Origin of the sequence: Colwellia polaris (assembly GCF_002104515.1) — a bacterium.
In the GTDB taxonomy this organism is placed as follows: Bacteria; Pseudomonadota; Gammaproteobacteria; order Enterobacterales; family Alteromonadaceae; genus Cognaticolwellia; species Cognaticolwellia polaris.
Genome location: NZ_NBOE01000006.1, coordinates 151211 through 166477, shown reverse-complemented (window position 1 = coordinate 166477; position 15267 = coordinate 151211). Strand labels below are relative to the sequence as shown.

The 15267-nt window shown below is 37.5% G+C and carries 14 protein-coding genes; 1 reads left to right on the top strand and 13 read right to left on the bottom strand.

Annotated elements, in window-relative coordinates; genetic code table 11:
* Positions 1–24 precede the first annotated feature (24 nt).
* Together dinB and nhaD are read right to left on the bottom strand one after the other, a co-directional pair.
* Positions 25–1083, bottom strand: a complete 1059-nt coding sequence (dinB, locus tag B6A32_RS11600; protein WP_085304175.1) for a DNA polymerase IV — start codon at positions 1081–1083, stop codon at positions 25–27.
* Between the two features lie 448 nt (positions 1084–1531).
* Entirely contained in the window at positions 1532–2953 is a 1422-nt protein-coding gene (gene nhaD, locus B6A32_RS11595; protein ID WP_085304173.1) for a sodium:proton antiporter NhaD, read from the bottom strand.
* Positions 2954–3400: 447 nt separating this feature from the next.
* On the opposite strand from nhaD, the gene B6A32_RS19355 reads away from it, so the two are divergent.
* The gene (locus B6A32_RS19355) at positions 3401–4693 is read left to right on the top strand and encodes a HupE/UreJ family protein (RefSeq protein ID WP_198946909.1); all 1293 of its coding nucleotides are present in this window, start codon (positions 3401–3403) and stop codon (positions 4691–4693) included.
* 160 nt (positions 4694–4853) lie between these two features.
* Here B6A32_RS19355 and nqrM read toward each other — a convergent pair whose 3' ends face one another.
* The 11 genes from nqrM to B6A32_RS11535 form a co-directional block, all read right to left on the bottom strand.
* A complete protein-coding gene (gene nqrM, locus B6A32_RS11585; protein WP_085304171.1) occupies positions 4854–5075 on the bottom strand; it encodes a (Na+)-NQR maturation NqrM in 222 nt (73 codons plus the stop codon).
* Positions 5076–5190: 115 nt separating this feature from the next.
* Complete coding sequence (locus B6A32_RS11580; RefSeq protein ID WP_101685954.1) at positions 5191–6234, bottom strand: FAD:protein FMN transferase; 1044 nt, start codon at positions 6232–6234, stop codon at positions 5191–5193.
* Positions 6235–6399: 165 nt separating this feature from the next.
* Entirely contained in the window at positions 6400–7626 is a 1227-nt protein-coding gene (gene nqrF, locus B6A32_RS11575; RefSeq protein WP_085304168.1) for an NADH:ubiquinone reductase (Na(+)-transporting) subunit F, read from the bottom strand.
* Positions 7627–7707: 81 nt separating this feature from the next.
* Positions 7708–8331 (bottom strand): NADH:ubiquinone reductase (Na(+)-transporting) subunit E, encoded by a 624-nt coding sequence (gene nqrE, locus B6A32_RS11570; RefSeq protein ID WP_085304166.1) that lies wholly within the window; start codon positions 8329–8331, stop codon positions 7708–7710.
* A gap of 6 nt (positions 8332–8337) precedes the next feature.
* Positions 8338–8961 (bottom strand): NADH:ubiquinone reductase (Na(+)-transporting) subunit D, encoded by a 624-nt coding sequence (locus B6A32_RS11565; RefSeq protein ID WP_085304164.1) that lies wholly within the window; start codon positions 8959–8961, stop codon positions 8338–8340.
* A complete protein-coding gene (locus B6A32_RS11560) occupies positions 8961–9731 on the bottom strand; it encodes a Na(+)-translocating NADH-quinone reductase subunit C (protein WP_085304161.1) in 771 nt (256 codons plus the stop codon). The genes B6A32_RS11565 and B6A32_RS11560 overlap by 1 nt, the downstream gene beginning before the upstream one ends.
* Positions 9724–10926, bottom strand: a complete 1203-nt coding sequence (locus B6A32_RS11555) for an NADH:ubiquinone reductase (Na(+)-transporting) subunit B (protein ID WP_085304159.1) — start codon at positions 10924–10926, stop codon at positions 9724–9726. Before B6A32_RS11555 ends, B6A32_RS11560 begins: the two co-directional genes overlap by 8 nt.
* Positions 10927–10928: 2 nt before the next feature.
* Positions 10929–12266: a Na(+)-translocating NADH-quinone reductase subunit A gene (locus B6A32_RS11550; RefSeq protein WP_085304157.1), complete on the bottom strand. Its 1338-nt coding sequence runs from the start codon at positions 12264–12266 to the stop codon at positions 10929–10931.
* A gap of 483 nt (positions 12267–12749) precedes the next feature.
* Complete coding sequence (gene fabV, locus B6A32_RS11545) at positions 12750–13940, bottom strand: enoyl-ACP reductase FabV (RefSeq protein WP_085304155.1); 1191 nt, start codon at positions 13938–13940, stop codon at positions 12750–12752.
* Between the two features lie 243 nt (positions 13941–14183).
* Positions 14184–14507, bottom strand: coding sequence for a transcriptional regulator BolA (bolA, locus tag B6A32_RS11540; protein ID WP_085304153.1), 324 nt, complete (start codon positions 14505–14507; stop codon positions 14184–14186).
* Between the two features lie 137 nt (positions 14508–14644).
* Complete coding sequence (locus B6A32_RS11535) at positions 14645–15220, bottom strand: alpha-ketoglutarate-dependent dioxygenase AlkB family protein (protein ID WP_085304151.1); 576 nt, start codon at positions 15218–15220, stop codon at positions 14645–14647.
* Positions 15221–15267: the final 47 nt, after the last annotated feature.

Here is a 15267-nt window from a genome sequence, read left to right as displayed (position 1 = left end):
GGTTTGAGTCAAACTTGTAATTAATTATAAGTCTAACCCAAGCTGTAATGTTTTTTCCGCTTCATCGGCAAGCCCAATATGTACGCCTAATAACCTGACAGGTTTGCCATTTCCACGATTAACCGCCTCAGTTAATAACTCAGAAAATAACTTAGGATTTATGTCTGAATACGTTTGCTCTTTTGTTGTTTGATGAAAATCATTAAACTTAACCTTTACACCCAGCTTGCTAATTTTTCTGGTCTCTAAATGCTTAGCAGCCCTTTTAATAAGCTCTGGTATTAGTTTTTCTTTTAATATCTCATCCATCACTTGAAGACTTTTAACGTCTTTATCAAACGTTCTTTCAACCCCTACTGACTTCCTAATGCGAGTCACTTGCACTTCTCGCTCATCAATACCGTGGCTTCTTCGCCAGAGCACTTGGCCATATTTACCAAATTTATTTATCAAATAAGCTTCATTGGAAGCTCTTATATCCCCACAGGTTTCAAAACCTAGGTTTTTTAGCTTTTCTGAAGTCACTTTGCCAACACCTGGAATTTTTCTTAAGGATAAGTTTTCAAGGAAGTTATCAATGTCATTTGGCCCAATGGTGCACTGGCCATTGGGCTTGTTTAGATCTGAGGCAATTTTTGCAACAAACTTTAACGGCGCAATGCCAGCCGAAGCGGTTAAGCCTGTTGCTTTGTATATTTCTGCCCTTATTTCTTGCGCGATTAAGGTAGCTGAGCCGTTATGCAGTTCTACATGAGTTACATCTAGGTATGCTTCATCTAATGAAAGCGGTTCAATTTTATCCGTATATCTTTCAAAAACCTCTCTAATTATCTGACTAGCTTCTTTATATACCGCCATTCTTCCCGGCACTATAACCAGATCAGGGCACTTTTTTAAAGCAACAGCAGAAGGCATAGCAGAGCTAACACCAAACTGCCTTGCAATATAATTGCAGGTAGACAACACGCCGCGTCGGTCAGACTTGCCACCAACAGCAACGGCTTTATTTGCTAATTGTGGGTTATCTCTGATTTCAACAGAGACAAAAAAGGCATCCATATCAACATGAATGATTTTTTTCATGACTTAGCTCGTTTTAAAAAAACATACGCACTTTTCACACGATAAAATAAAGACATGAACAAAGATGTTGAAGGGATATAAACTGAAACTGATGTTTTTTCATCACGGCTATGTTGCCAATAACAGGGTGTATCGATGTAAATTATTTTTCTTTGACTCTGGTACCCTCTAAACATTTACCGTTCCATATTAATAAACTTGAGGAATGACACTAACAACGAAGCTGTATATAAACACAGTAACGATACCATATATAGCGCTAACGTCAATACAGAAGAATAATCAAGGCTCTGTTAATTAGTTTTAGATGTAAGCATAAGGATTACAGCTTGTTTTTAAGCTGTAGACAATCAGTACGCCTTTGAGGTTTAAAAAGTAAACTGCCTGTCATTTAAGCTTATTAATAACAGGCAGAAAAATAATCAGTTAACGATGAAAAGTAATTAGGTTAGCCATTAATTAAAAAGTGCACGCCAATACTTGCTGCGTAGCCTAGCGCAATTACCCAACTCCACTTAAGGTGACCCATAAATGAATAAACGCCTTTAGTTTGCCCCATTAAAGCAACACCAGCAGCAGAGCCAATTGACAATAAGCTGCCACCAACACCTGCGGTCATCGTTACTAATAACCATTGTTGAAGATCCATTACTGGGTTCATACTTAATACGGCAAATACAACCGGAATATTATCTACAATGGCAGATAACACCCCAACCGCTATATTGGCATACGTAGGACTCCAGTTACTATATAACGCTTCTGACACTAAACTTAAATAGCCCATAAAGCCAAGACCGCCAACACACATCACAACACCATAGAAAAACAATAAAGTGTCCCACTCTGCGCGCGCTATTTTATCGAAAATATCAAAAGGGACTATGTTCCCTAACTTTTTCAATTCTTCAGCGTCATTCGCTGCTTCAGCTTTGCTACGCTTTTTATCTAAAGATCGCGGTAGGCTCATTCGTAAGTAATAACCGAAAAACTTTAAGTAACCTAGTCCCATCATCATGCCAAGCACTGGCGGCATATTAACTACACTGTGACATAAAACAGCGGTGGCGATAGTTAAAATAAACAACCCGACAATTCTTTTAGCTCCGCGCTTAATTTCGACAGTTTCACTAATATCAACCACTGACTTTTCATTAGAAATGAAAAAACTCATAATAATAGCTGGCACCAAAAAATTAACCAAAGATGGAATAAACAAGACAATAAATTGTTCAAACTTTACCAAACCTGATTGCCAAATCATTAATGTTGTAATGTCGCCAAATGGGCTAAATACGCCACCGGCATTAGCAGCAACAACAATGTTAATACAGGCAATGTTGATGAATTTTTTATCTTTTGAAGCGACCTTCAATATAATGGCACACATCAACATCGCGGTAGTTAGGTTGTTAGCAAAAGAAGAAATAACAAAGGCTAAAACCCCGGTTAACCAAAACAATGATCTTAGACTTAAGCCTTTAGACACCATCCATAAACGTAAACCATCAAAAATACCTCTTTCTTCCATAGCATTAATGTAGGTCATTGCCACTAATAGAAATAATAAAAGTTGGGCATATTCAAGTAAGTTATGGTTAAAGGCCTCTTCTGCTTCTAAAGGAATACCATTTTGCGTGTAAATCCAACCAATAATCAGCCAAATAATACCTGCTGCAACCAACACAGGTTTTGACTTTCTTAAATGAATAACATCTTCACCAATCACTAATAAGTAAGCAACGGAGAACAAAATAAGGGCGGTAAAACCAAGTACCGAGCTGGTTAAATCTATACTGCCAGGGCCCGCAGCCCAAGAAGTACCAGAAATACAGGAAAGTAAGACAATTAATACTATTTTTTTAATCATAATGACCAGTGACCTAATTGAACGAGTAGTGTTCTGATTATTAAAGCGAACGAATAGATAAGTTGCTTTGTCAGTTTTAGAGTGGTTATTTTCCCTTTTAATTGTGTGACTTACTCCGCTTTTAATGTATCAATTTGTTTTACAGAACTAACACCGACAGAGTAAAAAATATTGCTAATAATTTGTACGCCCCTTTTCCAGAAAGTCATTACCAAGCAACCTTTATCAGACAGCCTTTATCAAATAAAACAGCCTGCTTTTTAGTTTCCACCTTTGCTTAAAGCACCTTCTAAAGAAACAAACTTTAATTTTATAAACGCAATTACTAGTGTAAATCTGGAATAATGTAAAAAATTTGTTACTTCAACAAACAATGCTGTTAATTTAATAAAAGATACTATAGCGTAACGCTATTTTTTATCTTACAAAGAGCTAAATACTGTACCTATGCGCACACTTTCATTTTTTTACCTTTGCATTGTTCTTGTTACTGCCTCGTTTTTTTCATCAACGAGTTCGGCCCATTCTAATGAGATTAACCAAGCAACGTTATCGTTAGAGAACGCTGAAAGCTTTCAACTAGTTGTTGAGGTTGATTTTATTCATCTGTTAAAAAAGCATTTAGCTGTTACAAATAGCGATAATCAAGTTATAGAGTTAATCAATCAGCTATCATTTTTTGAACAAAAAAAACTACTTGAAAACGTAAAGACTATTTTGAGTGATCAAACTAGCATTCAATTTGAATTTTTAGCTAATAATGTTGCTAGCACTGCTGACTACACTGATAACACTGATAACACTGCAGATAACACTGCCGATAATAATGTTCAAATAGACATTGAGACAGAAGAAAATTATCAACACACCACAACATCAGCAACAACACAGCAGCAAAGTGTCTCTTTTAGCGGCTTAACATTACAACAGCTAAAACAATTACTAGCTCAGCAAGTAAATCTAACCAGCGATAAGGCAAAGTTATTTGCAAACGGTAATATTCCTTCAAGTTCGAATAGCATTGCTGTGCGTTTCTCTCCTTTATTTGGCGACATTGTGCTTAAAGTCGTTCGACCTCAACAAGAAATGATTACTGCAACAACATTAAGTCAACGCTATCTTGTAAACGATAACATCACCGGATTGGCTGAAAACTCAATAATAATGCCCGAGAAGGTTAGCAATGCGCTTGATTATGTTTATCAAGGTTTTGTTCATATTATTCCGCGCGGTTTAGATCATATTCTTTTTGTTTTAGCATTATTACTTTTTGCCAAAAGCCGTGCAGTTTTACTTTGGCAGGTATCGGCATTCACGCTTGCTCATACTATTACCTTAGCACTAGGAATATATGGCATTGTAGAAGTATCTAGCGCTATTGTTGAGCCGCTAATTGCACTCTCTATTGTTTATGTTGCTCTAGAAAATATCCACCGCGCGAAAAGTAATACCTTAAGCCATACTCGTATGCCGGTAATATTCGCTTTTGGTTTATTACATGGGCTAGGGTTTGCATCGGTATTAGCAGATGTTGGGCTACCGCAAAGCCAATACGCTTTGAGTTTAATTTCTTTTAATATCGGTGTTGAACTTGGACAACTAACAGTTATTGCTTTAGCTTTTATCTGTTTACTACCGTTTAGGAACAAAAACTGGTATCAAACTAGGCTGGTAAAAAACTTGAATGGTGCTATCGCTATTATGGCTACCTATTGGCTGTTTGAACGGTTGCTAGGATAGGTTTATAAGTTCTATCGACTTTATGATTTACATTGAGAGCCATTAGGTTTCATACAAGTATTGATAGTTTTTAAACGACTAAGCAACAAAGTAAACGTTTATAAATGAAAAAGGTGAGCTAAAGCTCACCTTTTCTATTGTTTATCTCATCAGTTTTAACCTAAATGTTTTTCACATTAATATCACCAACAGCTAACGCGCCAACACGATCACGTTCTTGACGTTTTTCGCATGGGTTATCACAATTACATGATTTATCAATACCAACACTAGCTAAACCGCCGCAACTACCAGCAAGGGTTTTGTTTTGAAAAATATAACCAACAGCCATTGCTGCAAAAATAACGAGAAAAAAGCCGAAGGTGATTAAAAATATAGCCATAATGTGTGCCTACCTATTTTATAACATATCAATATTTTTTATATAAACGTTTGGAAACAACTATTTCCTTTAAAAAATATTAAACAAATTAACTTATTTAAGTAAAAGTGCAAACCTACTTAAGATATTGCATGAATTTTACCGTGCTTTGCTCAACAAAGCCATGCTCTGTTTTAGCAATAATGTAAACAGCCAGATCATGTGCTTCAGCAAATGCTATAGCTTTATCTTCTCCCATGACCATCATTGCTGTAGATAAACCATCAGCGGTCATTGAAGATGGATGTATTACAGTAACAGAGACCAGTTTATGGTTAATTGGCTTCCCAGTATTTGGGTCTATGATATGCGAAAATCGTTGGCCATCAGCTTCAAAGTAAATTCTGTAGTCGCCTGACGTTGCTACGGCATTATCTTTAGGAATAATAATTTGATGCACTGAACGCTCGTTATTCACCGGTTTTTCAATCGCAACATGCCACAACTCACCGGTATGCTTAAAACCTTTAATTCGCATTTCACCGCCAATTTCAACTAGGTAGTTATTAATACCATTGGCCTCGACAAACTCTGCAACTAAATCAACCCCATAACCTTTGGCTATGGTAGATAAATCTACATAAAGATCTGGAATATTTTTACTTAACATGCCATGTTCAAAGGTAAGTTTATCTAAACCAATGCGTGACTTGGTTGCTGCTAGTAATTCTTTACTTGGCACGGTTTCAGGACGGTATTCTGGGCCAAAGCCCCATAAGTTAACCAAAGGCCCCACGGTAACATCAAGCGCCCCTTCACTTAACTCACCTAAACGTATAGCTTCGTTAATCACTCGACCTAAGCCTTCAGATACCTTAACTGGCTCAAGCGAGGTTGATTGGTTAAATATCGATAATTCTGAATCTTTAATATAGGTCGACATTTCCTGGTTTAACTTGACTAGCTTTGCATCAATGCCTTGCTGTAACTTTTCAGTATCGATATTTTCTCCTACCACTTTAATATTATAGGTTGTTCCCATAGTTCTACCTTGTAGTAAATATTCTTCACGACCAAGATCATTACTCGGAAAACACCCTGCAAGTATCACCAATGTAGCGGCTATCAACGCTAGTTTAATCGTTTGCCTACTTTTTTTAAGGTTAAAACTATATTGCATAACAATACCTTCATAAAATTTATTGAGTTAAAACATCTGCTGTTTATTGCTGCTTTAACTAAATAAATCTCAGTTACTTTTGAAAAAGCTTGTCGTTCCACAAGCATGAGATATTAAAAAGGCGACCTAGGTCGCCTTATTATTCAATGAATTCATTGGCGAAAATTAGCCACCGAAATCATCTAACATAATGTTTTCGTCTTCTACGCCTAAATCTTTAAGCATATGAATAACGGCAGCATTCATCATTGGAGGACCACACATGTAGTACTCACAATCTTCAGGGGCTTCGTGGTCTTTCAAGTACTGCTCATGCAATACGTTATGAATAAAACCAGTTAAGCCTTCCCAGTTATCTTCTGGTTGAGGATCTGACAACGCAACATGCCATTCGAAGTTGTCATTTTCAGCCGCAAGACCGTTATAATCATCTTCATAAAACATTTCACGCTTAGAACGAGCACCATACCAGAACGACATTTTACGCTTAGACTTAAGACGTTTAAGTTGATCGAAGATATGAGAACGCATTGGCGCCATACCTGCACCACCACCAATAAATACCATTTCGTTTTCAGTTTCTTTCGCGAAGAATTCACCAAATGGACCAGAAATAGTCACTTTATCGCCAGCTTTTAAGCTAAAGATATATGATGACATTTTACCTGCTGGTAAATGCAAACGTCCAGGAGGCGGCGTAGCAATACGCACGTTAAGCATAATAATGCCTTCTTCTTCAGGGTAGTTAGCCATTGAGTAAGCACGTAATGTGTCTGTATCAACTTTTGACTCTACATCGAAGAAACCAAAATGATTCCAATCACCTTTGTATTGTTCATCGATATCAAAATCGCTGTACTTCACATGATGAGCTGGTGCTTCAATTTGTATATAACCACCTGCACGGAAAGGTACAGATTCGCCATTAGGAATTTTTAACTTAAGTTCTTTAATGAACGTAGCTTTGTTATCGTTAGAGATAACTTCACATTCCCACTGTTGAACACCAAAGATTTCATCTTCAAGTTCAATATCCATGTCTTGTTTAACTGCCACTTGACATGCTAAACGACAACCTGCTTTTGCTTCACGCTTATTAATATGGCCTGATTCAGTTGGTAAGATATCACCACCACCTGAATGCACTTCTACGCGACACTGGCCACAAGTACCACCGCCACCACAAGCTGAAGGTATAAAAATACCTTGGTCAGCTAGTGCACCTAAAAGTTTACCACCGGCCGCTGTAGTTACAGCTTTCTCTGGGTCGCCATTAATGCTGATCGTAACGTCACCTGAAGATACTAACTTAGACTTGGCAAATAAAATAACCATTACCAAAGCAAGCACTATCACGGTAAACATCGATACGCCGAGAATAATAATTTCCATCGACTTTTCCTTTAATCTTCTTTAAGGGTTTTAGCTTTGGTATTCACACTAAAATGAAAACAAGCTAAAACCGACATTAACCTAAAGTGAAATACCACCGAAAGAAAGAAAGCCAAATGCCATCAATCCTGCAGTAATAAACGTAATACCTAAGCCTTTTAAGCCATCTGGTACATCTGAGTATTTCATCTTCTCACGAATACCTGCCATTAATACAATAGCTAACATCCAACCAACACCTGAGCCAAGGCCGTAAACAACACTTTCGCCTAAGGTAAGGTTTTTCGCTACCATAAATGACACGCCACCGAAAATGGCACAGTTAACTGTGATCAACGGTAAGAAAATACCCAATGCTTGATATAAAGCAGGGAAGTATTTGTCTAATACCATTTCAAGAATTTGCACTAATGCCGCAATCACACCAATAAAGGTAATGAAAGACAAAAAGCTTAAATCAATAGAATCAGCAGCATCCGTAACACCCATCATACTGTCTAACGCACCTGGCGCTAAAATAGCTTGATAAATGATTTGGTTAACAGGTACCGCAATACCTAGTACCACAACAACAGCAACACCTAAACCTATAGCCGTGCTTACTTTCTTTGAAACAGCTAAGAAAGTACACATACCAAGGAAGAAAGTTAATGCCAAGTTTTCAATAAAAATGGTTTTAACAAATAAACTTATATAATGTTCCATGACAGCTTAGTCCTTCTCTACTTGTTCTGGTTTGTACTGGCGAATTGCCCAGATAATTAAACCTATAATGAAGAATGAGCTAAATGGTAAAACTAATAAGCCATTACCTTGGTACCAACCGCCATTTTGTACCAAAGTAAACACTTCCATACCAAACAATGTACCAAAACCAAATAGTTCACGGAAAAAAGCAACAACAATCAATACTGCGCCGTAGCCCATACCATTACCAATACCATCTAAAAAGCTCACACCAGGCTTTTCTTTCATTGCAAAAGCTTCAGCACGGCCCATAACGATACAGTTAGTAATGATTAAACCAATAAATACCGACAACTCTTTTGAAAGCTGATAAGAGAATGCTTTTAACACTTGGTCAACAACAATTACCAATGATGCGATAATCGCCATTTGCACGATAATACGAACACTTGAAGGTATTTGATTACGAATAAGTGAAATAAACAAGTTAGAGAAACCTGTTACTAACATTACCGCAATTGTCATAACAAAAGCATTTTGTAGAGAACTTGTAACCGCTAACGCAGAACAAACACCAAGTACTTGCAAAGCAATAGGGTTGTTATCAACAATAGGTCCAAATAAAACCTTTTTAGTATCTTGAGACATTAGTTCAGTCCTCCAGCGCGATAGTTAGAAATAAATGGACCATAGCCCTCGTCACCTAACCAAAAGCGCAATGTGTTTTCAACACCATTACTGGTTAATGTTGCACCAGACAAGCCATCTACACCATGAACATCGCCGGCTTTTGCGCCGCCTTTAACAATTTTAATAGCAACATTGTTTTGTTCATCAAACATTTTTTTACCTGGCCATAGTGCTTTCCACTTAGGGTTAAGCACTTCTGCGCCTAATCCAGGAGTTTCACTGTGGTCTGAGTAAATTACGCTTTTAACAGTATTCATGTCTGATTCTAAACCAACAAAACCATACATTAGGTTCCATAAGCCTGAGCCAACAATAGGTAAAACTATTGTTGTTACTTTACCTTGCTCATCTTTAACCAGATAAACTACTGCATTTTTAGCAACACGGTTTAAACCAGCAATATCATTTTCAGGCTTAAAACTTTTATTAGCGTCACGTGCATCTGCACGTTCTTCAAAAGTATTAACATCACCTTCAACAACTTTACCCGTAGCTAAGTTAATCATTTTAGCGTCAACACGTTGGTTATATGTACCAACAATATCGTCGCCTGCTGCGTCTAAAAGACCAGCAGTTTCAAGAATTTTAGTTTGCTTATCAAGCAACTTATTCGCGGTTTGTAATGGTTTTAAGCTTACAGCTGAAATTGACACTAAAGCCGCACAAACTAAACAAACAACAAATACAAAACCAATCGTTTTGCCAAACGTTTCTTTATTACTAGACATTGCGAGCAAGCCTCCGTTTGATATTCCCTTGAACCACAAAGTAGTCGAAAAGAGGTGCAAACAAGTTAGCGAATAAAATAGCTAACATCATACCTTCTGGGAATGCAGGGTTAACAACACGTACTAGCACTACCATGATGCCAACTAAAGCACCAAACCAGTATTTACCTGTATTCGTAAATGACGCTGAAACAGGATCAGTTGCCATAAACATCATACCAAAGGCAAAACCGCCAGTAACTAAGTGCCAATACCAAGGCATAGCGAACATCGCATTAGTATCGCTACCAATAGCGTTGAATAGCATAGCCGTCACAACCATACCGCCGAATACACCTAAAACGATACGCCATGAAGCGATACCTTTATAAAGAATGTATGCACCGCCTAGTAAAATCATGGCCGTTGATACTTCACCAACAGAACCTGGGATATAACCCCAAAATGCATTCCACCAGTCAGCATTAATGGTATATTCAATTAAGCCTTGGTTTGCAGCACTTAATGCTGTAGCACCAGAGAAACCGTCAGCAGCAACCCAAACAGCATCGCCTGAGATTTCACTTGGATAAGCGAAGAATAAAAACGCACGACCCGCTAACGCTGGGTTTAAGAAGTTTTTACCTGTACCACCAAATATTTCTTTGGCAATAACAATACCAAAAGTAATACCGATAGCCGCTTGCCATAATGGAATAGTTGCCGGCAGGATTAACGCGAAAAGAATTGAGCTAACAAAGAAACCTTCGTTAACTTCATGTTTACGCACTGAGGCAAACAATACTTCCCAGAAACCACCAACAATAAATACCGTTGCATAAATAGGTAAGAAAAATACGGCGCCGTATAGCATCATCGTGAACCAACCAGATTCAGCCGATAAGCTACCGCCTAACATTTCAAACAAACCTACTTGCCACGTATCAGGTAAAGCATAACCAGCCGCTAATGCGTCAGTTGCTTGAAAACCTATGTTATACATACCCCAGAACATGGCAGGGAAAACCGCTAACCAAACTGTGATCATGATACGTTTAAGATCAATACTGTCACGTACGTGCGTTTGACCTTTGTTAACTTGGCCAGGAGTAAATAACCCGGTAGCTACAGCTTCGTAAAGTGCATACCAAGCTTCAAACTTACCGCCTTTTTCAAATTGCGGTTCAATATCTTCAAAAAACTTTTTCAAGCCCATGACTAACCTTCCTTCTCAATTGTGGTTAGGCAATCACGAAGGATCACGCCGTAATCTGTTTTGCCTGGGCAAACAAATGTACATAAGGCTAAATCTTCTTCATCAAGCTCTAAAGCACCAAGTTGTTGCGCACCGTCTGTATCGCCGGCACATAAATCGCGCAATAACATAGTTGGTAAAATATCTAACGGCATAACGCGTTCGAAATTACCAATAGGCACCATAGCGCGTGCACTACCATTTGTTGTTGTGGTCATGTTGAACAATTTCTTAGGAAAGAAATGTCCCATATAAGCACGTGTTACAGAAAATTTATTAGGACCTGGATACATATAGCCAATAAATTCTTTTTCTCTACCCTCTAGGATAAGAGAAAGCTGTGTATGGTAACGACCTAGGTAGCCATGAACACCTGAAGCAACAGAGCCATGTAATAATGAACCTGAAACTACACGCACTTCGCCATCAGCTTTGTCTTTTGCAATTATCTCAGTAGAACTTGCACCTAAAACCGTACGAATTAAACGAGGATTTTTTGCTGCTGGACCTGCTAAAGAAATAACACGACTGTTATCTAATTCACCGGTAGTAAATAATTCACCGATAGCAATAACATCTTGGTAACCTGCATGCCATGCAACTTTATCAGCACTAACTGGCTTCAAAAAGTGCATTTGTGTACCAACTAAACCGGCAGGATGTTTACCAGCAAATTCAGTAACTGTAGCGGCTGAATTAACAGCTATATCGCTACCTGGTGCTTTGCTAACAAATACTTCACCTTCGGTTAAGCGAGCAAGAACAGTTAAACCATTAACAAAGGCTTCACTTTTCTCAGCAATAATAACCGCTGGATCTGCAGCTAAAGGATTGGTATCCAATGCGCTAACAAATATAGCAACAGGCGTTGCATCTACAGCAGGAACTTTACTAAATGGACGTGTACGCAATGCAGTCCACAAACCTGAATTAACAAGGTTTGCAACAACATCTTCACGTGCTATTGAATTAAGTTCATTGGCGGCATAGCGGGTAAACGTTTCTTGCTCATTGCCACCGACTTCGATAACAACAGATTGCAATACGCGCTTTTCACCACGATTTATTTCTTTAACAACACCTGAAGCTTGAGCTGTGAATTTAACGCCAGGATTCTTTTTATCTTCAAAAAGTGCCTGACCTTTTTTAACGCTATCTCCAACCTTAACAAACATGGTTGGGCGCATACCCACAAACTCTTCACCTAATGTTGCAACAGTTTTGATGGACGGACCATCATGGATTACCTGCTGGGGGGCACCTACTACAGGAACATCCAGACCTTTTTTTATCGTAATCATAAACACTTGCACTACTTTTGATGGGAGTAATCAAAATCAATTAATGCGTTATTAAAAACACTTACATATTGCGAAAATCCACAATAAATGCAAATTAATAACATAAAAGACCGATTTCAGTGTATTTCAGTAAAATCTTAATTTAGTTTCAATAAATTAAGCTTCACTGGCTCTAGTTAAAATTTCTGGCGCGATTCTAACACAAAACCATATTTTGATTCTATCTTAAGCACCACAAATAATAATAATTTAGTCGAATAATCTTTATTTAGAACAAATATAGAACAAAATATACTTTTTTAAACGCTAACTTTTGAATAAAGAGGTTAAAAAAAGGTAAATCTTGATTATTTTTACTCCGCTATAAAGTTGAAATTATTCGATATTTACAAGGTAGACTGACATAAAAAAACCGACAATTCGCCGGTTTTTGTATCAATAAATATTTGCGAATTCAGTTATAACCAAACAGTAATAACTAACTTATAGTAAGTTATTTATCGCTAATTCTGGACTAACATCAGCATCATAATCAACACCTGTAACGCCAAAGCCGAACAGTTTCAAAAACTCTTGATGATAACCAACATAGTCGGTTAATTCGTCAATTGTGTCGCTATCTACTGTATTCCAAATATCAGTTACACGTTGTTGAACACTGTCTTCAAGCTCTTTATTGTTTTGACGTAAACGCCCTGCTTCATCAAGTGTTGGGTTTTTACCGTATATATTTTCTCTAAATAGCGCCTGTATTTGTTCAATACAACCTTCGTAAGTACCGTCAGCTTTCATTACTTTAAACATAGCTGAAATATACAAAGGCATAATAGGAATAGCTGAACTTGCTTGAGTTACCACTGCATTAAGTGAAGTAACATAAGCTTCGCCTTTAATATCAGCTGTTGTAGTTTTTATGGCTGTAGAGGCGCGATCTAAATCTTCTTTTGCGCGACCAATAGTGGCATGGCCATATATCGGCCAAGTTAACTCTTTCCCGATATAAGTATAAGCAACCGTTTTAAAGCCTTTAGCTAAAACACCTGCTTCGCCTAGGGCTTTTATCCAAAGTTCCCAGTCTGCGCCGCCCATTACATCAATTGTACCTTGAATTTCTTCTTCTGAAGCAGCTTCAACCGATACTGAATCAATAATACGTTTAGAAGTATTCAAATTCTTAGTGGTAACACTTTGACCAATTGGCTTTAATGTTGACGAGTATACTTCGCCGGTATCAGGATCCGTTCTACGCGGTGATGCTAAGCTATAAACAATCAGGTCAATTTCACCTAACTCAGCTTTAATGGTTTCAATGGCTTTGGCTTTAATTTCATGTGAGAAAGCATCGCCATTAATGTTTTTTGACCAAATACCTGCACTGTCAGCAGCAGCTTGAAAGGCGGCAGTATTATACCACCCCGCTGAAGCGGTTTTCTTTTCTGTTGGTGGCTTTTCAAAGAAAATACCCAATGTTTTTGCATTATTACCAAAAGCAGCTGTAATTCGTGAAGACAAGCCATAACCTGTTGATGCACCAATAACTAATACGTTTTTCGGTTTAACATCAGCTTGCGGCTGGCTTTTAACATAAGCAATTTGCTCATTAACATGCGCTGCACATCCTGCAGGGTGAGCATTAGTACAAATAAAACCACGAATTTTTGGCTTGATAACCATAACTATACCTTCTTAATATCACATTAATAATCAAAAACTAAGGCTAATAATTTTAGCCGACTACCTGAGATTATTAAGTGAAAAATTGATTTATAAAATGAAATTGTCGCCTAGTTTACTCTTGCTTGCACCAATATGAGGTGCGACCAGTGACAATATTCGATATTTTTTAATGAATATTGAAAAAACCAACCTTTGTAACTTCATTTTTAGGTTGCTATTCAAGTGAATAAGCTTTGGCTATTAAGTACTACTTTTGCTACCACCTAAACATTTTGGCGATAATGGGGTGTTCTCAGCATAATAACTCTTCCACTCTTTTTCCGTATAAGTGTGCAGCGCTAATGCATGAATTTTGTCTGCGAGTTCTTCGGCTAGAATGGAGTTTATTGCACGATGACGCTTAATTAAACGCTCGCCTTCAAACTCTTCAGAAACGATAATAACTTTAAAATGTGATTCGCTACCTGGGGCAACATTGTGTTGGTGGCTTTCATTTATAACGTCGAGATGAATAGGTGAGAAAGCAGAAAGTAATTTTTCTTCGATTACGGCTTCAATAGTCATATGTATTCCCTGAAATTGATCGATAGTATGATCAGTTTAATTTTAGTCGCTGAAGGTAATTATGCCATCTATCTATGTGAGTAACAGCGTAATTTAATATTTTAATCTCAAGCTAGCCTGATTGATGAAGAATAACGCTAAATACAAATTTTGCGAAAGGTTAAATTAACTCTACTGGTTATCGCTCTAGTTCTTTTAGGTATGCAATGTTGCCAATAATGTTGTGTTTTACCTTTCATGATTAGCAAGCTACCCGAGGTAAGCGTTAGATTAACTTTTTCTTTAGTTATAATATGTTTAAGTTGAAACTCTCGCTCAGCGCCAAAAGATAACGAAGCAATCGTTGGCATATTTCCTAACTCAGGCTCGTTATCACTGTGCCAACCTACACTATCATTTTGATTACGATATAAATTTGCCAGTACCGCATTAAAGTCTTGCTGACAATAACCACTCACTTTAGCTTTAATTTCTAATAAGCGCTCTGACCAAGGTTTAGCAATTAAGGTTATATTGGAATAGCTATAACGTAAGTGATTATCGCCATACCAAGCCTGCAACCTTGGTATTTTCATGACTTTCCCGAATATTTTTATATCATCATGCCGCCAAGCTAGATTTTGCTTTAAGTCTTGAAAAATAGTTTCAGCTTCATCTTTAAGGTAAAAATTTTCAATATAATAAATATCAGCATCTGCACAGTTAATCTTCAAATTTTACTATTCCTTAATCACCTTAAGTGTTTGTTTTGTCTTTTTTA

Coding starts and splice junctions, on each gene's coding strand:
- B6A32_RS19355 (WP_198946909.1), top strand. CDS start 3,401: ATGCGCACACTTTCATTTTTTTACCTTTGCATTGTTCTTGTTACTGCC.
- dinB (WP_085304175.1), bottom strand. CDS start 1,083: ATGAAAAAAATCATTCATGTTGATATGGATGCCTTTTTTGTCTCTGTT.
- nhaD (WP_085304173.1), bottom strand. CDS start 2,953: ATGATTAAAAAAATAGTATTAATTGTCTTACTTTCCTGTATTTCTGGT.
- nqrE (WP_085304166.1), bottom strand. CDS start 8,331: ATGGAACATTATATAAGTTTATTTGTTAAAACCATTTTTATTGAAAAC.
- bolA (WP_085304153.1), bottom strand. CDS start 14,507: ATGACTATTGAAGCCGTAATCGAAGAAAAATTACTTTCTGCTTTCTCA.
- B6A32_RS11560 (WP_085304161.1), bottom strand. CDS start 9,731: ATGTCTAGTAATAAAGAAACGTTTGGCAAAACGATTGGTTTTGTATTT.
- B6A32_RS11550 (WP_085304157.1), bottom strand. CDS start 12,266: ATGATTACGATAAAAAAAGGTCTGGATGTTCCTGTAGTAGGTGCCCCC.
- nqrM (WP_085304171.1), bottom strand. CDS start 5,075: ATGGCTATATTTTTAATCACCTTCGGCTTTTTTCTCGTTATTTTTGCA.
- B6A32_RS11580 (WP_101685954.1), bottom strand. CDS start 6,234: ATGCAATATAGTTTTAACCTTAAAAAAAGTAGGCAAACGATTAAACTA.
- B6A32_RS11555 (WP_085304159.1), bottom strand. CDS start 10,926: ATGGGCTTGAAAAAGTTTTTTGAAGATATTGAACCGCAATTTGAAAAA.
- nqrF (WP_085304168.1), bottom strand. CDS start 7,626: ATGGAAATTATTATTCTCGGCGTATCGATGTTTACCGTGATAGTGCTT.
- B6A32_RS11565 (WP_085304164.1), bottom strand. CDS start 8,961: ATGTCTCAAGATACTAAAAAGGTTTTATTTGGACCTATTGTTGATAAC.
- fabV (WP_085304155.1), bottom strand. CDS start 13,940: ATGGTTATCAAGCCAAAAATTCGTGGTTTTATTTGTACTAATGCTCAC.